The sequence below is a fragment of the Bacillus sp. FSL W8-0629 genome, from assembly GCF_038593225.1.
Classification (GTDB): Bacteria; Bacillota; Bacilli; order Bacillales; family Bacillaceae; genus Bacillus; species Bacillus altitudinis.
This window is the reverse complement of the sequence record NZ_CP151975.1, coordinates 1,136,490-1,161,676: the sequence shown is the minus strand read 5'-3', so window position 1 is coordinate 1,161,676 and position 25,187 is coordinate 1,136,490. Positions and strand designations below refer to the sequence as shown.

Sequence of the window (25,187 nt, the reverse complement as noted above, 5' to 3'; positions counted from 1 at the left end):
TTGCCAACCTTCCCTTCTATATAAGATGTTGAAGGGACATACAAGCTCCCAATTAATAGTACTTTACTACACTTTACCCGTTCCGTCTACATGTTAACCATTTAAAGAAATGAGGTATTGCTGTGTACTGTCTATTTTATGATAAAACATGAATAAAAGAAATAAAAACGCATTTTTTGCAGAGAAAACTTGCAGAAACATATATTTGAATTGTCCTCATATATTGGTTGTACGAGCTATTTTAGTGAAATGAGGTGAACTGGATGGAAACAGAGTGGATCGTATCCTTACTGATGATTATTGGCATAGACCTCATATTAGGCGGAGATAATGCATTAATCATTGCGATGGCCAGTCGAAGCTTATCAAATGAAAAACGAAACAAAGCCATATGGATCGGCACACTTTTGGCAGTGCTGATGAGAATCACCATGACTGGTGCTGCCGTTTATTTATTGACCATCCCCTATTTGCAATTTATCGGCGGTCTCTTTCTCCTTTATATAGGATACAATTTGTTAATTGAACAAAAGAAAGAATCCATTCGGATTAAAAGCAGCGGCTCCCTTTGGCGTGCTGTTCAGACCATCGTGATTGCAGATCTTTTTATGTCACTTGATAATGTGATCGCTGTTGCAGGGGCAGCTAAGGGGAACATGGTGCTCACTGCCTTTGGCTTAATGATTTCAGTTCCGATTATTATTTGGGGGAGTAAGCTGATTCATGCAGCACTAACCAAGTTTCCGATTCTTTTATACGGAGGGAGTGCCCTTTTAGCTTTTACTGGCGGAGAAATGATTGTCCGTGATGTAAAACTGAATGAATTTATGGCGCAGCATACAACACTTGAATTGTTGCTTCCTTTTTTAACCGTCGCAACCGTTATTTTAGCCAGTCTCTTTTACGAACAAACGGCTGAAAATAAATAAAAAAAGCTGCCAAATGATCGGCAGCTTTTCGTGTTGTCTATTAGTTAGCAAGTCGCTGAGCTTCTCGAAGTTGGAATGTACGAACCGTTCTAGGAAGGAAACGTCTAATTTCATCTTCGTTGTACCCAACTTGCAGTCTTTTTTCATCCAAAATAATTGGACGTCTTAGAAGACCAGGGTGCTCATTGATTAGTTTATACAATTGTTGAAGCGGCATTGTCTCAACATTTACATTTAGTTTTTGGAATACTTTAGAACGTGTTGAGATAATTTCATCTGTACCATCTTCCGTCATACGAAGAATCTCTTTGATTTCATCGATTGAAAGAGGCTCAGAAAAGATATTTCTCTCTTGGTATGGAATATTGTGCTCTTCTAACCACGCTCTTGCTTTTCTACATGATGTACAGCTTGGTGATGTGTATAATGTTACCATAAATCTTCACTCCTCAATTTGTAGAATGAATATTGATCTGTATTCTTAAATTAAAATTGTTCTAAATAAGTAATCTTTATAGTGATTATACTATAAAAAAGTAAGTGTGAACAGATTTTCTTGCAATTTTTGTGACAAAAACTAGACAATTTCATTCTTTTTGTGGTGATGTTTGATGTCTGAACATTCTCATTTAGTCGAGATGATCGAAAATATTTTTTTGTTTTCTATTTTCAACGGGCTTCAGCACATCATCAACATCCTCATACGATTGTCCATACCATTCTTCGTCTTTATACGTATGGATTCTTTCGTACGTCTTTCTCATGGCCTCCATCATTTCTTCCTCATTATCTGTACGAGGCGACCAATAAAGAATTTCCATGCGGTTCACTTCATTCGTTGCAAGTGACCTGCGTTTATAACCAATTGATTCAGCATGCTTGAAGTGCTCTCTCTGATAAAACTTTAGGCGTTTTGCAGTATCTGCATCATCTTCATCTACAGGCTCGACCTCAAGCAAGATCGGTTTTCTTTTTTCCTTCAGCTTATGAATGAGCTTTGAGCCGAGGCCTTCACCTCTTGCATCCTTGGAAACAAATAAATAATCAATAAAGATGAAAGAATCAAATTCAGCGTACATCATCACATGATGAGGCCCTTCTTCTTTATGATAAATATCACTTCTTTCCTTTAATAAAGCTTCCATATGCTCTTTTGACTTCATTTCTTCTATCGGGAAGTATTCACTGAGCTTTTCATACCAATTCATGGATCCGCTCCTTATGATGTAGTTAAGAACCACTTCCTTATCTATTCCCGATTTCCTGCTATTTAAACGCCTGTACTAGTAAGACGCAGCAATGCCATTGGTGGTTTCACTTTTTTTCAAGAGAAAGCAAAAAAGTTTTATATCGAACGATTCATGAGCATTTGAAAGCAAGCAAACAAAAGAAGTGTCATGGCGATCTGAAACATGATGAAATAAAGGTACTTCATACGCCGGACTTCTTCCTTCTGTTTATTCGTGCGCCGATACACAGCAAATTCAACCGAAAACGAAATGATGCAAATGAGCACTAAAAATGCGATCATCCACTTTCCTCCGTTTGGTTTCGATAAAAAAGATATTGAAAAAAGCATCGTGACGATAAAAAAGTGAAGACATGAATAGCGAAACGTCTTCCATAACAACATTTCATTTCCTCCTGGTTTACTCATTTTACATAAAAATTACCATCAACTTGTTTTTTTGTAAAATAAAAAAGAAGCACTGATATCGCAGTGCTTCTTCTCTATTCTTATTGTTTTGCTTTGATCTCTTTGAATTCTTCCTCAGTACAGCTGACAAAGTGACCTGGCTTCACTTCACGAAATTCCGTATTTGTTCCTTTATGAACAGATGGATCGTATTTAATCCGTTTGCGGTTACGCTCATAATCAGGATCTGGAAGCGGAATCGCAGATAGTAATGATTTTGTATATGGATGAAGCGGGTTTTCATATAATTCATTCGCTGGTGCCAGCTCAACCAATTTCCCAAAATACATCACACCGATACGATCGCTGATATATTTCACCATGGAAAGGTCATGGGCAATGAATAAATACGTTAAGCCCTTTTCTTCTTGCAATTCTTTCATTAAGTTGACGACCTGCGCTTGGATCGACACATCTAGTGCAGAGATTGGCTCATCGGCAATGATGAAATCCGGCTCAACAGCTAACGCACGAGCAATCCCAATACGCTGCCTTTGACCGCCTGAGAATTCATGCGGGTATCTATTCGCATGCTCTTTATTCAAGCCAACAGTTTCAAGCAATTGATACACACGGTCTTTACGTGCTTGCTTTGTTTTCGCAAGGCCATGAATGTCAATCCCTTCTGCAATGATATCAAGCACTGTCATTCTAGGGTTAAGTGAAGCATATGGGTCTTGGAAAATCATTTGCATTTGACGGTTAAATTCAAGCATTTTTTGTCTTGATTTCTTTCCGTGAACGCTTTCTCCCTTATAGAGAACTTCGCCATCTGTCGCATCATAAAGTCTTATGATCGAACGGCCAGTTGTCGACTTTCCACATCCAGATTCACCTACAAGTCCAAGTGTTTCACCTTTATAAATATCAAATGAGACACCATCAACTGCTTTTACAGTCCCTCTTGCTGTATGGAAATGCTGCTTTAAATTTTTAATTTCTAACAGTTTTTCTGCCATGCTATTCACCCTCTTTTACTAATACAGGTTTTTCGTAGCTACCTTCTAGTTCACGCATTCTCGCCTTTACGGAAGCAGGCGGTTCAACTTTAGGGGCATTCGGATGAAGTAGCCATGATTTCACATAATGCGTATCTGATACTTTGAACATTGGTGGTTCTTGTTCAAAGTCAATTTTCATTGCATAATCGCTCCGGAGTGCAAATGCATCTCCTTTCGGCGGGTTTGTTAAATCTGGTGGTGTTCCTGGAATCGCCGTTAGTTTCCCTTCAGCTCCTCCATCTGTGTCTAGGCTTGGCATAGATGCTAAAAGTCCCCATGTATATGGATGTTTCGGATTGTAGAAAATTTCATCAACAGTCCCTGTCTCCACGATCTGTCCAGCATACATAACGGCTACACGATCAGCAACATTGGCCACAACACCTAGATCATGGGTAATAAAGATAATAGATGTTTCGACTTTTTGCTGAATTTCTTTCATTAATTCTAAGATTTGCGCCTGAATGGTTACATCAAGTGCAGTCGTTGGCTCATCAGCAATCAATAGCTTTGGATCGGCTGCAAGTGCCATCGCGATGACAACCCTTTGTCTCATCCCGCCACTAAATTCATGCGGATATTGTTTGATTCTTTTTTCAGGCATTGGAATCCCAACAAGCTCTAAAAGTTCAATGGCTCTTTTTTCAGCCGCTTCTTTTGAGATTTGTTCATGCTTGAAAAGTACTTCTGTAATTTGTTTCCCGACCTTCATGGTTGGGTTCAAAGATGTCATCGGATCTTGGAAGATCATCGAAATGTCTTTTCCTCGAATGGTTTGCATTTGTTTTTCCGTTTTCTTGACAATATCCTGCCCATCAAATAAAATCTCTCCGCGCTTGAAATAACCTGGCGGCATCGGGATTAATCTCATGATGGCCTGGGATGTTACACTTTTACCAGAACCAGATTCACCTACAATAGCAAGTGTCTCGCCTTTATTTAAGTGGAAGTTCACACCACGAATGGCTTGAACCTCTCCACCATATGTTTTAAATGAGATTGCAAGGTCTTTCACCTCTAGAATACGTTCACGTTCCATCCTAATCACTCCTTATTTACGCAACTTCGGATCTAAAGCGTCTCTTAGTCCGTCTCCAACCACGTTAAAACCAAACATTGTAATACAGATAAATGCGGCTGGGAACCATAATCTCCATGGATAATACGTCATGGCCGGAATTCCATCAGAAGCCATTGTTCCCCAGCTAGCTAATGGAGCCGGTACACCAAGCCCTAGATAGCTTAAGAATGCTTCTGTGAAAATAGCAGAAGGAATCGTTAATGTCATTGTGACAAGAATGGGTCCCATTGAGTTTGGAATCAAGTGTTTAAATAAAAGTCTAGATGTTTTTGCACCTAATGTTTGTGCTGCAAGAACGTATTCTTGGCTCTTTAATTGTAAAACTTGTCCCCTAACGATACGTGCCATGTTAATCCAGCCTACGACTGTCATAGCAAGGATAATCGTTAATAATCCTTTTGGCAGAACCACCATCATTAAAATAACCATTAATAGTGTTGGAATTGCCCATAAAACGTCTGCGATACGCATCATGACTTCATCTGTACGGCCGCCTTTGAATGCAGCAATACTTCCCCAGATGATCCCGATGATCACGTCAAGAACTGCTGCAGCAAGACCGATGAAGATCGAAATTCTTGCCCCTACCCATGTACGAACAAACATGTCTCGTCCTAGATCATCTGTACCAAACCAATGCTCTTTTGATGGCGGCTGATCTGCATTAAGCAAATCTGTCGTTGAATAATCATATTTCGAGAACACTGGAACGAAAATGGCCAGAATCACAATAATGAAAATGATTGCAAGTCCAACCATTGCAAGTTTATTTGCACGGAAGCGAAGCATGGCATCCTTCCATAAAGATAGACTAGGTTTAGAAATTTTTTCAGATTCTGCTGCGTCAGCTGTCGCAGGCACAAATAAATCTTTTCTCATCTCTTCCATGTGTTAGACCCCTTTCTTCGCCTTCGTCAGTTTAATTCTAGGATCAATAATACCGTAGAGGACGTCAACAACTAGAATACTGACTAATAGAATAATACTGTAGAAGACTGTGACACCCATGATGACGGTGTAATCACGGTTTGTAATGCTTGTAACAAAGTGAGAGCCAAGACCAGGAATACCAAAAATCTTCTCCACGACAAAACTACCTGTCAACACTGAAGCTGCCATTGGTCCCATGTATGTGATAACAGGTAACAATGCGTTTCGAATGGCGTGTTTGATCGTCACAGCTGATTTTGTTAATCCTTTTGCTCTAGCCGTTCTAATGTAGTCACTATTTAATACTTCAAGCATACTTGACCGTGCAAGTCTAGCGATAAATGCCATTGGCATGAAGGAAAGTGCAATAGAAGGTAGTACGGTGCTTGCCCAAGACTCCCATCCTGCAACTGGGAAGATCGCTAAAAAGCTTGCCTCAGATGCAAATACATATTGTAATAGCGCCGCTAAGATGAAACTTGGAACTGAGATTCCAAAGATCGTTAAAATGGCAATCGTATAGTCTTGCCACTTGTTATGATAGAGCGCTGCAAGGACCCCAAACAATACACCAAATGCTAATGCGAGGAGAATTGCCTCAATTCCGAGGGTAAAGGAAACGGGGAATCCAGAACTGATTAAATCATTAACAGTTTGTCCTTTATATTTAAATGAGGGACCAAAATCTAATTTTGCAACTGAACCTAGGTAGCTCACGTATTGAACAAATAAGGGTTTGTCCAACCCGTAGTGCTCGTTTAGGTTTGCTTCAATTTCAGCAGGAAGTTTCTTCTCTCCAGAGAATGGACCACCAGGTGCTGCCTGCATGAGAAAGAAAGTTGCAGTTACAATAACAAACAGTGTGATTAAAATATATATTAATCGCTTACCGATATATTTAAGCAACGGAATTGCACCTCCATGATTTTACAACAATTTCTCTAATCAGCAAGAAAGGTATATGGAGAGACATCCTCCATATACCTTAAGATCCTTGCCGTAGATCTCTTACACTATAACTCTTACTTTTCGAAATGTGCCCATTTGTATTGAACATCACCAAGTCCAGATACAACCACACCTTTAAGTTTTGGATCTTGTACCCAAAGTTGAGTGTAGAAGTAAATAGGCGCTACAGGCATATCGTCGATGATGATTTTTTCTGCTTTTTTCAGCATTTCTTCACGCTTTGTTTTGTCTGTTTCTTTTGCAGAATCATTCAATAATTGTTTGTACTCTTTGCTTTCCCATCCAGTGTCATTGTTTCCACCGTCTTTATCTTTGTAAAGCTCAAGGAAGTTCACTGGATCGTTGAAGTCACCTAACCAGCCCATACGTCCGATTTGGTAGTCTCCACTGTGGATTTTATCGATGTATACGTTCCACTCAGAGTTATCAAGTTCAACGTTCACACCTAAATCTTTTTTCCACATTTCTTGAATTGCTTGTGCAATCTTTTGGTGGCCTTCATCTGTGTTGTAAGACAATTTCAATGTTGGAAGATCAGAAACTGACTTATAACCTAATTCTTTCGCACCTTTTTCAAGAAGTTCTTTAGCAGTCGCTACATCATGATCTTTGAAGTAACCAGTTTTGTTATCCGTGAATCCTTCCATTGTTGGAGGAACGATTGCCATCGCTGGAACTTGTTCACCTTGCGTAATTTTGTCAACGATTGCTTGACGGTTGATTGAGTAAGCAAGGGCTTTACGGATGTTCGCATTGTTTAAAGGTTTTACTTTTGTATTGAATTTGTAGTTATAGATACCAGCGATCGTTTGAATTTCAAGACCGCCTTCTTTTTTCAACGTTTTTAAAGACTCAGTTGGAAGGCTTCCAGTTGGAGAACCAGCCCAGTCAAGTTCGCCTTTTTTGAACATGCTAAGTTCAGTGTTTGTATCTTTGATCATAGACATGTTAATCTTTTTCAATTTCACAGTGTCTTTATCCCAGTATTCATTGTTCTTTTCAAGTGTGATAGAACCGCCGTGTTTCCATTTAGAAAGAACGAATGGTCCATTAGATACGTAGTTTTCACCAGCATTTGTGTACCAGTTTTTATTCTTTTCAGCCACTTTTTTGTTGACTGGCATATACGTATAGAATGCAGTTAGTTCAGTAAAGAACGGTGTTGGGTTCTCTAGCTCAACTACAAGCGTTTTGTCGTCTTTTGCTTTAATGCCAACATCAGAAACTTTTGCTTCCCCTTTGTTAGCAGCTTCAGCACCTTTAATATAATAAAGCTGGTAAGCATATTGAGATTCATTTTTAGGATCTAATGCCCATTTCCAAGCATATTCGAAGTCTTGTGCTGTGACAGGGTCACCATTAGACCATTTTGCATCACGAAGTGTGAATGTGTAAGTTTTACCATCATCACTTGTTTTGATATCAGAAGCCATTGCGTTTTCTGGCTTACCTTCAGCGTTAATTCTTGTTAATCCCTCAAAAGTCTGACGGATGACACTTCCTGAAGTTGAATCATTTGCCAATCCCGGATGTAGAGAAAAAGGCTCAGTGGAGATATTCACATTTAATGTTGTTTTAGCCTCTCCAGAACTGCTCGTGCTGTCGCCTGATTTGTTTCCGCTGAAACCACAAGCGCTTAATACAAGTGTGAAAATAAGCATTAAAGTAACAACAGACCAACGCTTTTTCAACTGTATTCCCCCTTATAATATGTTTTTAGTTCAAAGGTCTCGATAGAAGATGAGATTCAGATTTAAGAAATAGCGTAAAAAAGTCCCTGAATAGCTTACTTTCTATTTCTTTTGTTTTTTCTGAATTTTCACTATGTAAAGAGCCTAGCACAAACGTGTGAACAAATTCATTATAATGAATAGAATAATTTATTGCAATATCAATTTCACATATTTTTAAAAAACGTAAATGGGGATAAAGATTGATTTTTATAAACTAAAGTCTCAATCACTTCAACAAATTAAAGCGTAAATTGATTAAAATAATTTGACAAATTCAGCAGGAATAATGTTTTATACATATAATTAATCATCCTTTTTTAAAAAATTCTGACAGATAGTTACTATTTTATCTAAAATTTTAAGTGTCAAACGACATGATGAGAAGGTCACAAATAGGTTTCGTGACTTTTTCATGGTCATCCTTTATAATAGATAGACATACTGTTGCGATGAAAAAGAAGAGTACATATATTCACCATTTACAGAGAGTCTGCGGTCGGTGCAAGCAGATAATGGCATGTATGGAATGGGCTTTGGAGCAGCTAACCGAACACTTGACAGAGTCAGTAGGCTTAGACGGAGCAGTCTCCGATATCAACGTCTTGAGTGATTTCGTATTGAAATAACAAGGGTGGTACCACGGTTCATTCGTCCCTTTTCTGTTGAAAAGTGATGGGTGGGCCTTTTTATATTGAAGAAAAGAGGTTTTAGTATGACAAAAAAGACGATTTTCTCAGGCATACAGCCTAGCGGTTCTGTGACATTGGGGAACTACATTGGAGCGATGAAACAATTTGTCGATCTTCAGCATGATTACAACGGCTACTTTTGTGTGGTCGATCAGCATGCCATTACGGTCAGTCAGGATCGTTTAGCCCTTCGACAAAATATTAGAAGCTTAGCCGCTCTTTATTTGGCAGTGGGACTTGATCCAGAGAAGGCAACATTGTTTATCCAATCAGAGGTACCTGCCCACGCCCAGGCAGGATGGATGCTGCAATGTGTCGCTTATATTGGGGAATTAGAAAGAATGACTCAATTTAAGGACAAATCTGCTGGTAAGGAAGCAGTCGTTTCAGGACTATTAACGTATCCGCCATTAATGGCTGGCGATATTTTGTTATACGGTACGGACTTAGTTCCTGTAGGAGAAGATCAAAAGCAGCATCTTGAATTAACGAGAACGCTTGCTGAACGCTTTAACCGAAAGTATAACGACATCTTTACTGTACCTGAAGTCAAAATTCCAAAAGAAGGCGCTCGGATTATGTCTTTAACAGACCCAACGAAAAAGATGAGCAAATCTGATCCGAACCAAAAATCTTTCATTACCTTATTAGATGAGCCAAAACAGCTTGAAAAGAAAATCAAAATTGCTGTGACTGATTCAGAAGGCATCGTCAAATATGACAAAGAAAACAAACCTGGAATTGCCAACTTGCTGACGATTTATTCTGTATTAGGGAACGTATCGATTTCAGAGCTTGAACAAAAATACGAAGGCAAAGGTTATGGTGAATTTAAGGGTGATCTTGCGAACGTGGTCGTGGATGCTTTAAAACCGATTCAAGATCGCTATTATGAACTCATTGAGTCAGATGAGCTTGATCGCATTTTAGATGAGGGTGCTGAAAAGGCTAACCGTGCGGCAAACAAAATGCTGAAAAAAATGGAGAATGCAATGGGTCTTGGCCGGAAACGCAAATAAAACAAGCTTGCAGCATATTCAGCTGCAAGCTTTTTCTAATTCACTTTTGATTCGTTTTCCATTTCCCAAAGTTTTTCAAAAAATGGCTGTCCTTTAATCATTTTTTCACAAAAGGCTAAATGGTTTTCTGACCATCCATCAATGGTTTCGTTATAAAGCATGTTCCAAATTTCCTCGAAAGACATTCGTTTGATCTGGTTGTACATGCGCGGATTCCATTCTGTATACCAATAGGCAATTTCTGCTCGGTTTTGAAGCCCCTTTAGTTGATCTAGCGCCATAAACATCAGCTGCTTCAGCTGTCTTTCTTTTCTCGTTAATCCGCTGATATGCTGCGGTGGTAATGATAGGATGTGATATTCTTTCGTCGATTCAAGGCTGTCCGGCGTGAATTCATACTCCTCTGCCTTCACATCTTTCACCATTTCATAGACCAATTGCTCCTGTCTTGGAATCAATCGGCTCTTTCTCACAGGGATGGAATAACCAATCGTATCCACAGCGATGATTCTTATCCCGTCCGTAACCACAAAGCAATACTCTAATTTACGGCGTTCATGATTTTTTCGAATATATGATTTCTCAAATACAGTCTCTAGCAGCGTCTTTGGCAGCTCTGATAGATCATTCTCTATGTAATCAAACAAAGGACTCTGCACCTTGAGTAAAGGTACTTGATCTAACAGCTCCACGCTGTCCTCCTTGCGCCACTCATGAAAATGACACACATTATAGCCATTCTCTTCCCCTTCAAACCAATTCACCCATACGTCATGAAGAAATAACATAACCAATCCCTCACTTTTTAAAAACTGTTGTCCACAGTATGGGCAAGGGATAGAGAAATTATTCCAACTTTATTAAAACTTCGCCCTGACGGAAGGACGGCTTTATTTCCTGGGAAAAGGAGAACGTCTCGCAGAGTCCTTTCACGATCTTCTATAAGCAGAACCTTATTTTAGCTTTTTAGGATCAAGGGCATCTCTCAGTCCATCACCTAAGAAGTTAAAGCATAAAACGGTCAGTAGAATCAGTAAGCCTGGGAACAGTGGATACCACCATGCTTGCACCATTATGGAGAAATTTTGTGCATCTTGAAGCATGTTTCCCCAGCTCGCCGTTGGAGGCTGGATGCCGAACCCTAGATAGCTAAGTGTCGACTCAGCTAAAATCACAGAACCGACTTTCAATGTAGCAGACACAATGATAGGGCCGATACAGTTCGGTAAAATATGCGAAAAGATGATGACATGGTTTTTCGTTCCGATCGTTCTTGCTGCGAGTACGAATTCTCTTGTGCGAAGTGACAAGAATTCACTGCGGATCAGCCTGGCGGTTGTTGTCCAGCCAGTCAGCGCAAAGATTAAAATCAATTTATCAATACCCGGTTTAAAAATTGTCACTAGCGTGATCAAGAGAAAAATATCTGGAATAGACAATACGACATCCACCATTCTCATGAGCACAGAATCAACAAAGCCTTTAAAGTATCCCGCTACCGCCCCAATGACGGTACCAATGGTGATGGCTCCGACTACTGAGACAAAGCCAACTAATAGAGACACCCTCGCTCCGTATAGCACCCTTGAAAAAATATCTCGACCAAACTTGTCGGTTCCCATAAAATGCTCTGCACTTGGAGGCTGTAGCCGTTTCAATAAGTCTTGCTGTTCCGGTGCGTAAGGTGCGATCACCGGAGCGAAAATAGCGGAAAAGATAATGACCAATAAAATAGCGGAGCCGGCAACCGCCAATTTATTTTTGAAAAATTTCTCGCAAAATAAACGAAGCATCGTCTCTGGTTTTGGCGGAAGGCCTTCCTTTAATTTGAGATCAACTGGAGGTGTTCCCATATTAGGTTGTGCCAATTGTGCTTCAGCTCCCTTCTAATATTCAATACGCGGATCAACGATCGCATAGAGAATATCCGCTATTAAGTTTCCAACGACCACGAGCACAGCAGAGATAACAGTCATCGCCATAATGACGGGATAATCTCTTGAAAAAGCAGAATCGATAAACAGTTTCCCAAGCCCTGGCCATGTGAAGATTTGTTCCACCACGACTGCGCCGCCAATAAAGGATGGAATCATGAGTCCAAAGATCGTAATAACAGGCATCAGACCGTTTCTCAATCCATGTTTGAAGATGACTTTGTTCTCTCTAAAACCTTTCGCTCGCGCCGTGCGAATGTAATCCTGCCGCATCACATCGAGCATACTTGACCTTGTATAACGTGTAAGGCCGGCCATATCAGCCGTTGCTAAAACAAAGGCCGGTAAAATAATATGATGAAGCCGGTCAAATAGATTAAAATCTGCATTTAAGGTAGAGACACCCCCGGTCGGAAACCATCCTAAATTCACTGATAACACCATAATCAGGATCAAACCAAACCAGAAATTCGGAATAGCCAGTCCGATAAATGATGTAACCGTAATACCATAGTCAAGTTTTGTATACGGACGTTTTGCTGAAAGAACACCAAATGGGATGGCAATGATCAGGGCAACTAATGTAGAAAAGATCATGAGGATGAGGGTATTTGGCAGCCGGGCAAAAATCAAATCAGCCACGGGCGTTCCCTTTTTGACAATGGATGTGCCAAAGTCACCTTGAAGCATATTGCCAAGCCATTTCATATATTGCACATATTCAGGATCGTTCAAGCCGTACTTATCAATAAAGGCTTCCCGATCTGCCGCACTAATGGTAGGGTCCATCATGAGTGACATCGGATCGCCTGGTGCTGCTTTCATAATGGCAAAGGACAAAATCGTAATACCAAACAAAATCGGGATGGAAAGAAGTGTCCTTCTAATGATATATGTAACCATGTGCACAACTCCTTTTTCATCGGATGGCCATACTATGATGAAAAAAGGGGAGACCCCTCCCCTTCTTCACTAGCAGACTACTGTTCAATCCACCATTTTTCAATTTTGTAATATTCATCTTTCGGGTGGTAAGAGTAGCCTTGTAGATTAGATGGCATCGCGCGATGTGAGTTGGCATAATAAAGGAACGTATACGGCTGGTCTTCTGCAATCAGCTCATAAATTTTTTCATACGCCTTTGAATACTCTTTTCGATCACTCAAGTTTTTGGCATCAACTAGCAGTTTATCGACTTCTTCATTTTTATACCAAATGTTATTTAAGCCTTTTTCAGACTGACTTGAATGGAAAATGCTGTATTGGTCAGGGAATGTCGCTAAGCTCCAGCCGAGTAATAACGCATCATAATCCCATTTTGGCGGGGTTGTTTGTTCGATTAATGCACTAAATTCTACAATTTGCGGTTTTGCTTCAATGCCAATTTCTTTGAGCTGCTGCTGGACAACGACAGCAATATCTTCACGGACTTTGTTTCCTTGGTTCGTCTTCAAGACGAAGGAGAACTTCTTACCGTCCTTATCAAGATAACCATCTCCATCTGTATCCTCCCAGCCTTCTTCTTTCAGCATCTTTTTCGCTTTTTCTTGATCAAATTCAAATACTGGGACTTTTTCATCTTTTGGGTAGTTCCATGACAGCGGGCTTTCTGGGATGTTGGCTACTTTCCCGTCTCCATCTAACACTTGATCGACAATCGTTTGACGATCAATGGCATGGGTAAGAGCTTGACGGACTTTTTTACTTTTGAACAGTTCGTTTTTCTGATTCCAGCCAATATATGAATAATTTAGCCCTAGATCAGATTCAATTTTGATGTTACTAACTTTTTCAGCTGTTTGCAGTTCTGCTCCAGGCACTGCAAAGAAATCAATATCACCTGCGGATAACTGAGCCATGGCTGCATTTTGATCAGGAATCGTTTTAATGGTGACTGTATCAAGGTATGGCCGTCCATCCCAATAGTCATCAAATGCTTCGAGTTTGACATAGTCTCCTTCTTTCCACTCGGCAAATTTAAATGGACCGGAGCCGATTGGATTTTTTCGGTTAAATTCATTTTCGCCAAGATCCTTTATAGGGACATCACCTAAAATATGCTTTGGTAAAATCCCATAGCTTCCTAGCGTGACATTATAAAAATATGGATCTTTTTTATTCAGCTTAAATTCGACCGAATAGTCCCCTGTTTTTTTGACAGACTCTAATACTTCAAAGCCTGATCCACGCTCACCATTGTAATCCTTATTAATCGGAATGCTGTATGTAAACACAACATCATCAGCAGTCAGTTCTTCTCCATCATGAAACTTCACGCCTTTTCTAATGGTCACATCAAACTGTTTGCCGTCATCGGATTCTTTAATATCTTCTGCCAACGCCAGCTGTGGGTTTAGCTTTCCATCTGTTTGTAGTAAAAAGCTATAGATTCTTTCTTCAATATCAGAACTTGCCACGTCTGTTGAGTAAAGTGAGTTAAATAATGTAGGCTCTGCAATCGAACCAATGACAAGATCGCCGCCTTGTACAGGTTTACCTGTGGATTTCTTTTCACTGTCTCCAGACGTTTTATTTCCACCAGAACAAGCAGCAAGGATCAATGTAAAGATCAGCAGCAAACTGACCAAAATGGACTTTCTCTTTTTATCTTTCATAGACAATTCCCCCTATCTTTTTTTAAAAAATGATGACAGAAGCCCGTTTTATCCCCCCTCTCAAAGATGAGATCATACAAGCGTGATCAAGCGTCGTAGAGGTGGCAGGCCACAAAGTGGTTCGTTTTTAATTCTTGAAATTGTGGTACTTTTTCTTTACAGACTTCTTTCGCATGCGGGCATCTTGTATGAAACACACAGCCTTTTGGCGGATTTGCAGGGCTTGGTAAATCCCCTTGCAGCATAATCCGTTCCCTTTTCACCTGACCTTTTTTACGGGTGACTGGAACGGAAGATAAAAGCGCCTGTGTATATGGATGAAGCGGATCATCGTACAGGCTATGTTTATCCGCCAGTTCCATCATTTTCCCAAGATACATGACGCCCACTCGATCACTAATGTGGCGGACCACACTGAGATCGTGAGAGATAAAGAGATAGGTGAGGTCAAACTCTTCTTGAAGCTCTTCCATCAAATTGATGACCTGTGCCTGAATGGAGACGTCAAGCGCTGAAACAGGCTCATCTGCTATGATCATTTCAGGATTCATGGCAAGTGCACGAGCGATACCGATCCGCTGCCTTTGTCCGCCGGAGAATTCGTGCGGGTATCGATTCGCAAAACTTGGGTGAAGGCCGACTTTGGATAAAAGCTGTTCTACTTTTTCATTTCTTTCTTTTAAGGAATATAAGTGATGTGTTTTGTAGGGTTCTTTGATGATACTTCGAAGTGTTTTTCTAGGGTTGAGTGATGCAAAGGGATCTTGAAAAACCATTTGGATGTTTTTCCTTGTTGATTGTCTTAGTTTTGATTCAGATACATGAGAGATATCTTGCCCTTTAAATAGAATTTGTCCTTCTGTTGGTTCATATAAACGAATCATCGTCCGTCCTAATGTGGATTTACCGCATCCAGACTCTCCAACGATGCCTAACGTTTCGCCTTTATAAATGTTTAAGTCGATGCCGTCAACCGCTTTGACTGCTCCTACTTTCTTTTGCAGCACCCCAGCTTTAATCGGAAAGTGTTTTCGTATATTTTTTAATTCCAGGATGGTTTCTTTCTCAGATCGATCTGTCATGTATGGTTGATTTTCAGCAAGTGTCATGTTTGGCTTGCCTCCTCATATAAGAAACACCTGACGCTTCTACCATTTTCAAAGGTTGTCAGTTTGGGCAATTCACCTATGCAGCGTTCCATTACTTTCGGGCATCTAGGCGCAAAACGGCATCCTGCCGGAAGCTGATCTGGCGCAGGGACATTTCCTTTTATCGCCGTTAATGGCTGAATGTCTCCGTCAATGACTGGAATGGATTCAAGCAGTCCTTCTGTGTATGGGTGAAGCGGCTCATCAAACAACTCTTCAACGGTTCCATTTTCAACAACCTGTCCGCAGTACATGACAATGACGCGGTCTGCTACTTCCGACACAACACCTAAATCATGCGTAATGAGAAGTATAGATGTACCAAAGGTCGAACATAAATCTTTCATTAAGGTCAGCACCTGGGCTTGTATGGTCACATCGAGAGCAGTAGTCGGCTCATCCGCAATGAGGAGCTTCGGATCACAGCTTAGCGCAATGGCGATCATGACTCGTTGACGCATACCGCCGGATAAACGGTGCGGGTAATCTTTGATGATTTGTTCTGGCCTGGAAAAGCCTACAAGCTTTAGCAAATCAATCGCTTTTTTGGTCGCTTCTTTTTTTGAAAGTTTTTTGTGGTAAATGAGGATTTCTGTTATTTGTTCCCCGATGGTTAAGACGGGATTAAGTGAGGTCATGGGTTCCTGAAAGATCATGGATACATCATTACCGCGAATATTGCACAATTCCTTTTCACTATATGTAACAAGGTCTTTTCCATCAAGCTTAATGGAACCATCCATAATCTTCCCACCAGTCCCATTAATCAGACCCATGATGGATAAAGACGTAATACTTTTACCAGACCCAGACTCACCGACTAATGCGACTGTTTCCCCTTTTTTGATACTAAAATCCACGCCATCAACAGCAGGTATTGGTTCCTTTTTTCGAAAAAAATAGGTTTTTAAGTTTTGCACTTCAAGCAGTGTGCTCATGCATTCGCCCCTTTCTCCATAGATTAAATGAACCGAATCGAAAAATTCTGCCTTTTTAGAATAAAAAGAATTATCAAAATTTATATTTGTATATTATTACATCAGCATGACGAAATCAAGAATTATTTAGTAAAATTGTAATATGTCACTTTTTTTGTTAATGATTGTCTTTATGATTCTATCGCCTTTAAAAACGTTTCCGCTGGCTCCGCAATCATAGACTCCTCGCTGATTCGGTGCTCATCGAAATACTTTTTCACGATATAAAATCCAGTGGCATAGCCAAGCATTTTGGGGTAGTTCCCTTTTCCATAAAGGAGATTCTGTATCAGCCTTTCGTCGTCCTGCACTTTCTGATAAAGGTGACTGGATACCCATTTCTTGTACATGCGCTGCAGCTGCGATTCGTCATATAAAGTCGTCCACTTTGCTGTATAGCTTTCTCCATATCTATGATACACAGCATATTCAGCGAGCCCCTCCATCATGATTGTATCAAGGAATGTAAAATCTTTTTCTTCTTTAGTGAGAAAATGCAACCTGCATACATGATGATATTCATGCGTCAGCAACGTACCGATTCGTTCCTTCGGTGTATGCGGGGATAAAAAAAGAAAGATTTTGTCATCAAATGCCATGCCGGATTGAAAGTAAAATTGTTCTCTGATCTCTTTGCTGCTCTCATTAACAGGCAAAATAAAGACGGGGACATCAGGACCTCCCCACTTTTTTTGCAGCGCTTTGTATTCTTTCATCACAAGCTTGAAATACCCTTTTTCTTTGAGCTTGTCGATCATTTCCTGGCAGGCGTTCCATGATCGCACCATTCCGTGATGTTGTAAATGGGCGAGAATAGATGATCCTTCTTTTTTCTCCGCTCCTTTAAAATAAGGGACAAAACGTGCCGCCAGCTCCTGAAATGATGATGATTGTTGGATGAGATATTGTGTATTGATCAGACCCATACCGCTGAACACCTCCATTTTCATCATATGCAAAAAGGCGGCGATCTGTTTATAGATCGCCGCCTTCTTAAGACATATTACGCTTCGTATTTTTTGAAGATAATTGTCGCATTGTGCCCGCCAAAACCAAGTGAGTTGCTCAACGCAACTTGTACTTCTTTTGAACGTGCTTCATTTGCTACATAATCAAGATCACATTCTTCATCTGGTGTTTCAAGGTTAATCGTTGGCGGAATGACACTGTCTTTAATCGCCAGAACAGAGAAAATCGCTTCTACTCCGCCTGCTGCACCAAGTAAATGACCTGTCATTGATTTTGTCGAACTGATCGCAAGCTGATTCGCATGCTCTCCGAACACTTCTTTAATCGCCATTGTTTCAAACTTATCATTATACGGTGTGCTTGTTCCGTGGGCATTGATATAATCAATTTCTTCCACTGTTAAACCTGCATCACGAATTGCTTCTTTCATTGCACGTACGCCGCCTTCTCCGTTTGGAGCAGGTGCTGTGATATGGTATGCATCTCCAGTTGAACCGTAGCCAACGATTTCTGCATAAATGGTCGCACCACGTTTTAACGCATGCTCTAATTCTTCAAGAACAACAATTCCCGCTCCCTCACCCATCACAAATCCGTCACGGTTTTTATCAAATGGACGACTTGCTGTATCTGGATCAGGATTTGTCGAAAGGGCTTTGTTTGCACAGAAACCAGCAAACGACATTTTCGTTAATGGTGCTTCTGTTCCACCTGTAATCATCGCATCTGCATCTCCGCGCTGAATCACTTTAAAGGCATCACCAATGGAGTTTGTTCCTGTCGCACATGCTGTCACTGTACAAGAGTTAACCCCTTTTGCGCCAAGTGCAATCGAAATTTGACCTGTCGCCATATCTGGAATCATCATTGGAACGAAGAACGGGCTTACGCGTCTTGCTCCTTTATTTGAATACACTTCGAATTGCTCTTCGAATGTTTCAAGTCCGCCAATACCAGATCCAACCCATACCCCAACACGAGGTGCGTTTTCATCTGTAATTTCGAGGCGTGAATCTTCTAAAGCCTTTTGAGCAGCAACGACTGCATATTGTGTGAAGCGTGCCATCTTTCTCGCTTCTTTTTTCTCCATGTAATCTTCGATGTTAAAATCTTTTAGTTCTGCTGCTACTTTTGCTGTATATTCACTTGAATCAACACGTGTGATCGGGCCAACACCTGATACACCTGCTACAGCATTTTTCCATGTTGTCTCTACATCGTTGCCAAGAGGTGTCAAAGCACCTAATCCTGTAACAACTACTCGTTTCTTATCCATTAATTTGTGCACCCCACTCTTTTATCGGCCCCATCGCATAGCGATTGCGCCCCACGTTAATCCTCCACCAAAACCAACCATTACAATCACATCGCCGTCATGAATTTTTCCGGCTTCGATTTCTTCACATAGTGAAATTGGAATGGATGCTGCTGATGTGTTTCCATATTTATGGACTGTTTTCGACATTTTTTCAACTGGCAGCTCTAAGCGTTCGCGTGCCGCTTCCATAATGCGAATGTTTGCTTGATGCGGAATCAAGAAGTCTACGTCTTCTTTTGATAGTCCAGCTTTTTCAATCACGTTTACACTTGACTCGCCCATTTGTCTCACAGCAAATTTAAATACTTCTCTTCCATTCATGATTGTATGATCTTTTTCATCTAAGTACAAGTGCTTCCCGCCTCTTCCATCGGCTCCAAGCTCAAATGATAGAATTCCCTTGCCTTCGCTGACTGTTCCTAGTACAGCAGCACCTGCTCCATCTCCAAACAAAACAGCTGTGTTGCGGTCATCCCAGTCGGTAATGCGAGAAAGCTTTTCTACACCAACGACAAGCACATGTTTGTAAGTGCCAGATTCGATAAATTGTTTTCCAGTAACAAGCCCATACATAAAGCCAGCGCAGGCAGCGCTAATATCCATTGCACATGCTTTATGTGCACCGAGCTGCTCTTGAATCATACAAGCGACTGTCGGAAATGCTTGATCTGGCGTAACTGTCGCTACAAGAATCATATCAATATCTTCTGCAGCCACATCTGCGTCAGCTAATGCTTTTTTTGCAGCAGCAAGCGCCATATGAGATGTATTGACATCATCAGATGCAATTCTTCTTTCTTCTATACCTGTTCTAGTACGAATCCACTCGTCAGAAGTTTCAACCATTTTTTCTAAATCACGATTTGTTAATACTTTTTCAGGTATATAGCGGCCAAGGCCAATAATTCCAGCATTCATTGAATAAGACTCCTTTTACTCATACGAGCATGTGATATTGTGATCTTATATTAGTATCTGGTACTAATTTTACCTTATTTTTTTCTCCTTGGCAATACAAACGTCTAACCTTTCCTCTCACTTTTTTCATAGATTAATGATATACCAATAGTAGAAAGGAACATGTGATATGGCGCAAAAGGATATTTTCTCAGCAATGATGTTTGGTCAGCCGCTTGAAAAGGAGAAAAGCAAGACAGAAAAAAAGGAGGAGCGTGCAGAGACTTCTTCAAGTGATGACTCCATTGACTACATGCATGTCATGAATCAAATTGGAAACATTATGAACTCCATCGATGAGCTGAAGCCTGTGTTTAAAGATGTTGGTCCTATGATTAGTGCCTTCAAGAAAAAATTATCATAAAAAAAAAGCCACTATTCTGTGGCTTTTTCTGATGCTGCATCTGCTTTTCCAAGCTCATATGCCTCTTGCATGACAGATGTAAACAAAGAGAGAAGCGGCTGAAGTGCTTCTGGATCAAGCTGAATCCCTGCTTTATCTAATTCTTCTTTTGCTTGTGGAAAATACTTCATCGCAATTTGTAAAAACTCCATCGATTTTTCGTGTTGCATGTTCAACGTCCTCACTTTTCATTTGGCAATTTGCCTGTTTTTTTGTAATTCGCAATATCCTTCTCAATGTCTTTCACAAAAGCGCGGTCTATGGTTGAGCTAAATTTCCCCATTTCGATCACTCCTTCTTTAAAGTCAAAGGAGTACTCACCTTGTTCGTTTAGCTTGCCTTCATTAAACTTCTTCGCAATGATACTGTACGCTTTATCGACATGCTGTACAGTGCTTGTTAACACCGTATGGCTTCCAAGGTTGGATTGATCAGTGACATATCCGATCGCAGATAAATTGTCGGTTTTGATTTGTTCAATGACAGGGATATTATAACCATCACCTGCTGGATACACAACATCGACACCTTGTTTTTTCAATTTTTGATAGAGGTTCACCGCTTTGTCAGCATCATCCCAGTTTTCGACAAATTCCGCTAGGACTTGCACATGTTCGTCCTGATATTTTGCACCTTTGATAAAACCGTCTACTTCACTTTGCCAATCATATGTAGCCAGAATACCAATCTTTTTTGTTTTGGACATATGTGCTGCTGTCATGCCTCCGAAAAAGCCCATTGCTTCTCCTTTAAACGTGACGTTTGTGACATTATCAGCTTGAGGCTTGCCTCCATTGACCGTGATAAATTGTGTTTTCGGATAATCTTCACTGATCAAGTTGAAAATTTCGCTGTATTCATTGCCATGGCCAATAATTAAATTGACTCCTTTTTTATGAAATTCTTCAATGGCATCAACGATTTTCTCCTTGTCGACCATCCCTTCCTTATAATAAACATCTACACCAAATGTTGATTGGATATTTAATAAGCCTTTATAACCTTTCGTTCCCCAAACTTGATCATTAATCGTATCGGGGACGAGTAAACCCACCTTCTCAATATGTCCTTTTAACGGCGCCTGCGAGCAGGCAGATAGCATAAGAAGAAGGAACGAAAAGATCATGACAAGCCGCTGGTACTTCATGCCATGTTCAACTCCCTTTGCAACACGCAGGCATGAACCTGTATGTTAAATATAGGTTTATTTTATACTGAAAAAAGATAAGATGGAAGATCATTCTTGCTTTTTGTCGAAAAATGTTGAGTTTTGTCTTTTCCATTCTGCTATGATTTCTTCTGCTTGTTTGTCACCTGTTTGTCTTTCTACCTTCAATTGATGGATCATTTCCTGCCTTTGATCAGTCCGTGCCCACTTTAAAAGCTCCTTTGCGACATCTTCTACAAAAAATGCGTGATCGTCCTTTATTCGTCTCTCTTCATGGAGTGTCCACGGACCAAACATGCGTGGAAGGATAACAGCCGAAACGCTTTGTTCATGCGAATGGCTTTCGGGTTCTTCGTAAAACAAGCGGTATATGCCATGCTTCGCTTCTAGGATTGTCTCTCTGTTCATTGAATCATCTGATTGAAAAAAGATCAGGTCATATGCCTCTTTCCTATCTTGACCATCAATAACGCGGACAAGATCATTGCGGCCGAGCCACATCATTCGCTCTTCTAATAACATTTTTTGCTCCTCTGACTGCTCCTTAGGATATGTGATATCCACTTGTATGCCCTCTTTCATCATATATTCACAAAGTGTCAGTCCAAAAAATTCATCTGCACCTATGATCAGTCCTGTTTCCATGTTCATGTCCCCTTTTTTAGCATATCGAATAAAAAGAAGAGCCCTTTCCATGAAGGGCTGTTATCATCCTATTCATTACAATTCTCTTTCATGCGATTTATAAAACTTGTGAATGGACTGAAAGATTCTTCTTGGATGATCAAACATATGCAAGGTAAGGTCCATCTGACAATGGTCTGGATTCATCATATGTTGATCAATAAAAGGCTTTGCATGTAGTTCATAGGCATACGGTGCGCCGTTTAGTCTCTGCCATATATGAATCGGTACATGAGCTGAATGAACGGGGCAAGAAGGAAGTGGATACGTTTCTGCTTCCTTTGCAGAGCACCCATAGCTCTGTGCGAGTTCTTTCATGAACTGTTTGTAGAAGAATTTGTGTTCCTTTTCTCTTTCTCTTTGTGCTTGCAGGTGTAAACATGGATTCATCATGGCTATAGACCTTAGCACTTCTGGCATTTCTTCGGCAAGACTCATGGCGATAAGTGCGCCCATTCCCTCTGCCAGCACATGAATTTCCCGGTTTAATATTTCTTGTTTTAATGTGTGATGAACAAGCTGTTTCGCACTAAAAACAGCATCTTCACATCCCCAGTGATTCCCATGAAGATGACTATTAAACAATGTATATCCTTCATCCTTTAAAGCAGTTAATAGCTGGTTTCTTCCGTAATGCTGAAGCCAGAATGATGTATTTTCCTGCACAAAGTGATTTCGGTCACCGAGGATTAGAATGCCAAAGCCATTTGGTTTTTGAGGAAGGTGAATGACGTTCCACTGGGAACCAAGCTGGAAAAAACGTTCGCTTACACCCATATGGCCAGCCTCCTTTCAGTGATTCTGCTTTCTATGATATGAACAACAACTCTTGTAGGAATAAGGAAATCCCCTAAAGACAGAAGAATTCTTTTTATTTTTATAGTAGAAGGTCTCAAAATGATCACATAAAGGCGGAAAACAGTCTTTTCTCTGAACTCGTATCTATGGTATGATAGTCAATAGATTGTTACATAAAGGACGGTGGAATAATGCATTACATTATCACCCTCATTTGGACTTTTCTGCTGACACATATGGCTGGTTACATCGTTTCATCTATGAATGGAGCTGCTTATGATTTTACGTTAACTTCCATTCTTGCCATAGTGTTTACGGTTATTTTATTCATCTTTGCTGAAGTAAGTCCAATGAAAGAAACAGAAAGTTCAACAGAACATTCTTAATATTGCTGGAAAAGAGCTAATGATTTGAGATTAGCTCTTTTTCTTTTTTTCAGAATGATGACTAGAAGTTGAGAGCGCACGCTAAAACCCCCTGCCGTCAATTACAGGGGGTTTTTGAGTTACACCTCAACCGTTTCGGACTTCTGTTTGTCTGCTGACAAATGGCTTTTCGCAAGCCCTGTGAACAGGAAGATCGCGATGCCCGATAAAATTTCAAGCACACCACCCCCCGCAATGACAGGTCCTGCTCCAAAGCGTTCTGCCAGGACGCCCGATATGACGGCTGCAAGCGGGAGAAAGACATTTGATGACGCATTGATCACGGCATATACTTGCGGCTGATCTTCTTGGTCAACAGACGTTTGAATAATAACCATCTCTGGGACATTGATCGCACTGACGGCTGCACCAAAAATAAAGGAAGCTAGAAGAACGACTGGAAGCCATGTACTCATTCCAGTGATAAAGAATGCAGCACCTTCAATCATGCCTGCGACAATAAAGAACAAGCCGAATCTTTTGATTTTCACCTTCGCCAGTGCAAAGCCCATCATAAACGCACCGACTGCAGCGACACCTCTTAAAATGGAATACACCATTGAATCACTTTGCAGCGCTTCTGCTACATATACAGCGGATAATGCCTGCCACGGAGCTGCAGCGACATTCATTAAAATACAATAAAGGGTTAGTGCAAATAAAATATGATGATTTTTAACGACTAGAAAGCCTCTTTTTAAGTTATACAGATATGTATTCTTTGCTTGTTTAATGTCTGCTGCTTTTTCTGCATCTGACTTTTGGAGTTTAACGCCAATAATGAACAAGCCCGATATGATAAATAAAGCAGTGGTGATTAGGAGCGTATCTGCAGGGCCAATTAGTTTGACCAAAAGACCAGCGACCATCACCGCAGCAAGTGCGACAATTTCAAAAGATGATTGCAGGATCGCATTTGCTTTTTGAATGAGATGCTTTGGAACAATCTGCGGCAGGATGGCCACAGAAGCCGGGTTATATGCTGCACCTGTTGCCGATTGAATAACCATTAATGAGATCAATAACCATAGAGGCAATATGTGCGAAAAATGCAGTAGTGGAATAATGAGTACAATGGTTGCTCGAATGACATCTGAAGCAAACATCCATTTAGATAAATGATGTCTTTTCATAAGAGGTCCTAGTATTGGGGCCAACAATGATGAAGGAAGAACTGTCACTGCTAGAAGAAGTCCGGTACCGAGCGCTCCATCCCCTCTTAAAATCAATAACCAAAGAACGGATGTAAAAGCAAAACTTTCTCCTGTATTTTTTATGAGTCTTGATATGAACAATGAGGTGAAGCGTTTATTCCAAACACTTTCACTGAGATTCATCTTTTCCATCACACAAATCCTTTCAACCTTATACTATTTTTACATATTTTACCTTAATCTTTCTTTTTTTCATACTATTTATTTGAAAATTGGAACTTAATTGTTTTTTATTATAAAGAAAAAAGAGGCATGACACATGCCTCTAAAGACTTATTCATATGGACTCTTAGTCAATTGCTTACGGCTTCCTTTGGTAAGTCCAAACGCGGTTATGGTTCGAGTTATCCGGAAAGACGTCTCCTGCTTTAAGCTTTATCTTTAAAGGATCTTTCACCATACTACCGGTCTCACCGATTTCGATATAAACACCATTATTAGGTGCCTTATTACCAGATTTAAACTGATGCTGTTGACCCATTTCCATCCTCCTTTCTCGATTGATGTTATTATGTCCCGTCCATTGCCTC

Annotated in this window: 27 protein-coding genes and 1 other annotated feature; of the genes, 4 read left to right on the top strand and 23 right to left on the bottom strand. The window is 40.4% G+C overall.

The genetic code is table 11. The features are described from left to right. Positions 1-263 precede the first annotated feature (263 nt). A complete protein-coding gene (locus tag NSQ17_RS05830) occupies positions 264-929 on the top strand; it encodes a TerC family protein (RefSeq protein ID WP_007499010.1) in 666 nt (221 codons plus the stop codon). Positions 930-969: 40 nt separating this feature from the next. On the opposite strand, the gene spxA is transcribed toward NSQ17_RS05830, so the two are convergent. The 8 genes from spxA to NSQ17_RS05790 all read right to left on the bottom strand — a co-directional run bounded on the left by spxA (position 970) and on the right by NSQ17_RS05790 (position 8,297). Beyond that, positions 970-1,365: a transcriptional regulator SpxA gene (spxA, locus tag NSQ17_RS05825; RefSeq protein WP_003211421.1), complete on the bottom strand. Its 396-nt coding sequence runs from the start codon at positions 1,363-1,365 to the stop codon at positions 970-972. A 193-nt stretch (positions 1,366-1,558) separates the two neighbouring features. Beyond that, positions 1,559-2,137 (bottom strand): GNAT family N-acetyltransferase, encoded by a 579-nt coding sequence (locus NSQ17_RS05820; RefSeq protein WP_277519212.1) that lies wholly within the window; start codon positions 2,135-2,137, stop codon positions 1,559-1,561. A 137-nt stretch (positions 2,138-2,274) separates the two neighbouring features. Then, a complete protein-coding gene (locus tag NSQ17_RS05815; protein WP_058337480.1) occupies positions 2,275-2,562 on the bottom strand; it encodes a hypothetical protein in 288 nt (95 codons plus the stop codon). 104 nt (positions 2,563-2,666) lie between these two features. Further along, positions 2,667-3,584 (bottom strand): ATP-binding cassette domain-containing protein, encoded by a 918-nt coding sequence (locus NSQ17_RS05810; RefSeq protein ID WP_024720064.1) that lies wholly within the window; start codon positions 3,582-3,584, stop codon positions 2,667-2,669. 1 nt (position 3,585) lies between these two features. Next, on the bottom strand, positions 3,586-4,674 hold the full coding sequence (locus tag NSQ17_RS05805; protein WP_089374143.1) for an ABC transporter ATP-binding protein: 1,089 nt from the start codon (positions 4,672-4,674) through the stop codon (positions 3,586-3,588). 3 nt (positions 4,675-4,677) lie between these two features. Next, positions 4,678-5,595: an ABC transporter permease gene (locus tag NSQ17_RS05800; protein WP_017360167.1), complete on the bottom strand. Its 918-nt coding sequence runs from the start codon at positions 5,593-5,595 to the stop codon at positions 4,678-4,680. 3 nt (positions 5,596-5,598) lie between these two features. After that, positions 5,599-6,543, bottom strand: coding sequence for an ABC transporter permease (locus NSQ17_RS05795; RefSeq protein WP_007499022.1), 945 nt, complete (start codon positions 6,541-6,543; stop codon positions 5,599-5,601). A 116-nt stretch (positions 6,544-6,659) separates the two neighbouring features. Continuing rightward, entirely contained in the window at positions 6,660-8,297 is a 1,638-nt protein-coding gene (locus tag NSQ17_RS05790) for a peptide ABC transporter substrate-binding protein (RefSeq protein ID WP_007499024.1), read from the bottom strand. A gap of 482 nt (positions 8,298-8,779) precedes the next feature. After that, positions 8,780-8,998 (top strand) — a binding site (T-box leader). 53 nt (positions 8,999-9,051) lie between these two features. On the opposite strand from NSQ17_RS05790, the gene trpS reads away from it, so the two are divergent. Continuing rightward, positions 9,052-10,047 carry a tryptophan--tRNA ligase gene (trpS, locus tag NSQ17_RS05785; RefSeq protein ID WP_342467943.1) on the top strand — a complete coding sequence of 332 codons (996 nt, stop codon included), beginning with the start codon at positions 9,052-9,054 and terminating at the stop codon, positions 10,045-10,047. 35 nt (positions 10,048-10,082) lie between these two features. On the opposite strand, the gene NSQ17_RS05780 is transcribed toward trpS, so the two are convergent. The 9 genes from NSQ17_RS05780 to NSQ17_RS05740 form a co-directional block, all read right to left on the bottom strand. Beyond that, positions 10,083-10,835, bottom strand: coding sequence for a YjbA family protein (locus NSQ17_RS05780; RefSeq protein WP_025207150.1), 753 nt, complete (start codon positions 10,833-10,835; stop codon positions 10,083-10,085). Positions 10,836-11,000: 165 nt separating this feature from the next. Continuing rightward, positions 11,001-11,900, bottom strand: coding sequence for an oligopeptide ABC transporter permease (gene opp4C / locus NSQ17_RS05775; protein ID WP_008348491.1), 900 nt, complete (start codon positions 11,898-11,900; stop codon positions 11,001-11,003). 33 nt (positions 11,901-11,933) lie between these two features. Next, positions 11,934-12,884 carry an ABC transporter permease gene (locus NSQ17_RS05770; protein ID WP_007499031.1) on the bottom strand — a complete coding sequence of 317 codons (951 nt, stop codon included), beginning with the start codon at positions 12,882-12,884 and terminating at the stop codon, positions 11,934-11,936. A gap of 77 nt (positions 12,885-12,961) precedes the next feature. Then, complete coding sequence (locus NSQ17_RS05765) at positions 12,962-14,596, bottom strand: peptide-binding protein (protein WP_039167353.1); 1,635 nt, start codon at positions 14,594-14,596, stop codon at positions 12,962-12,964. 86 nt (positions 14,597-14,682) lie between these two features. Then, a complete protein-coding gene (locus tag NSQ17_RS05760; RefSeq protein WP_029575386.1) occupies positions 14,683-15,678 on the bottom strand; it encodes a dipeptide ABC transporter ATP-binding protein in 996 nt (331 codons plus the stop codon). 23 nt (positions 15,679-15,701) lie between these two features. After that, positions 15,702-16,682, bottom strand: coding sequence for an ABC transporter ATP-binding protein (locus NSQ17_RS05755; RefSeq protein ID WP_047945538.1), 981 nt, complete (start codon positions 16,680-16,682; stop codon positions 15,702-15,704). Positions 16,683-16,852: 170 nt separating this feature from the next. After that, positions 16,853-17,647 carry a DUF2268 domain-containing protein gene (locus tag NSQ17_RS05750; protein ID WP_056407963.1) on the bottom strand — a complete coding sequence of 265 codons (795 nt, stop codon included), beginning with the start codon at positions 17,645-17,647 and terminating at the stop codon, positions 16,853-16,855. Between the two features lie 77 nt (positions 17,648-17,724). Next, the gene (fabF, locus tag NSQ17_RS05745) at positions 17,725-18,966 is read right to left on the bottom strand and encodes a beta-ketoacyl-ACP synthase II (RefSeq protein ID WP_008348501.1); all 1,242 of its coding nucleotides are present in this window, start codon (positions 18,964-18,966) and stop codon (positions 17,725-17,727) included. A gap of 21 nt (positions 18,967-18,987) precedes the next feature. Continuing rightward, on the bottom strand, positions 18,988-19,926 hold the full coding sequence (locus NSQ17_RS05740) for a beta-ketoacyl-ACP synthase III (RefSeq protein WP_024720058.1): 939 nt from the start codon (positions 19,924-19,926) through the stop codon (positions 18,988-18,990). A 169-nt stretch (positions 19,927-20,095) separates the two neighbouring features. Between NSQ17_RS05740 and NSQ17_RS05735 the strand changes: the two genes are divergently transcribed. Beyond that, on the top strand, positions 20,096-20,329 hold the full coding sequence (locus tag NSQ17_RS05735) for a hypothetical protein (RefSeq protein ID WP_008348506.1): 234 nt from the start codon (positions 20,096-20,098) through the stop codon (positions 20,327-20,329). Between the two features lie 11 nt (positions 20,330-20,340). Here NSQ17_RS05735 and NSQ17_RS05730 read toward each other — a convergent pair whose 3' ends face one another. The 4 genes from NSQ17_RS05730 to NSQ17_RS05715 all read right to left on the bottom strand — a co-directional run bounded on the left by NSQ17_RS05730 (position 20,341) and on the right by NSQ17_RS05715 (position 22,997). Then, positions 20,341-20,538, bottom strand: a complete 198-nt coding sequence (locus NSQ17_RS05730) for a ComZ family protein (protein ID WP_024720057.1) — start codon at positions 20,536-20,538, stop codon at positions 20,341-20,343. A gap of 11 nt (positions 20,539-20,549) precedes the next feature. Continuing rightward, positions 20,550-21,515, bottom strand: a complete 966-nt coding sequence (locus NSQ17_RS05725; protein WP_017360174.1) for a BMP family ABC transporter substrate-binding protein — start codon at positions 21,513-21,515, stop codon at positions 20,550-20,552. A 90-nt stretch (positions 21,516-21,605) separates the two neighbouring features. After that, positions 21,606-22,181, bottom strand: coding sequence for a hypothetical protein (locus NSQ17_RS05720; RefSeq protein WP_041093111.1), 576 nt, complete (start codon positions 22,179-22,181; stop codon positions 21,606-21,608). 75 nt (positions 22,182-22,256) lie between these two features. Beyond that, positions 22,257-22,997 carry a hypothetical protein gene (locus tag NSQ17_RS05715; protein WP_326242248.1) on the bottom strand — a complete coding sequence of 247 codons (741 nt, stop codon included), beginning with the start codon at positions 22,995-22,997 and terminating at the stop codon, positions 22,257-22,259. Positions 22,998-23,209: 212 nt separating this feature from the next. Between NSQ17_RS05715 and NSQ17_RS05710 the strand changes: the two genes are divergently transcribed. Further along, positions 23,210-23,404 (top strand): YjzD family protein, encoded by a 195-nt coding sequence (locus tag NSQ17_RS05710; RefSeq protein WP_024720055.1) that lies wholly within the window; start codon positions 23,210-23,212, stop codon positions 23,402-23,404. 119 nt (positions 23,405-23,523) lie between these two features. On the opposite strand, the gene NSQ17_RS05705 is transcribed toward NSQ17_RS05710, so the two are convergent. After that, the gene (locus tag NSQ17_RS05705) at positions 23,524-24,789 is read right to left on the bottom strand and encodes an MFS transporter (RefSeq protein ID WP_007499050.1); all 1,266 of its coding nucleotides are present in this window, start codon (positions 24,787-24,789) and stop codon (positions 23,524-23,526) included. A 169-nt stretch (positions 24,790-24,958) separates the two neighbouring features. Continuing rightward, a complete protein-coding gene (locus NSQ17_RS05700) occupies positions 24,959-25,138 on the bottom strand; it encodes a YjzC family protein (RefSeq protein WP_008348517.1) in 180 nt (59 codons plus the stop codon). Positions 25,139-25,187 lie beyond the last annotated feature (49 nt).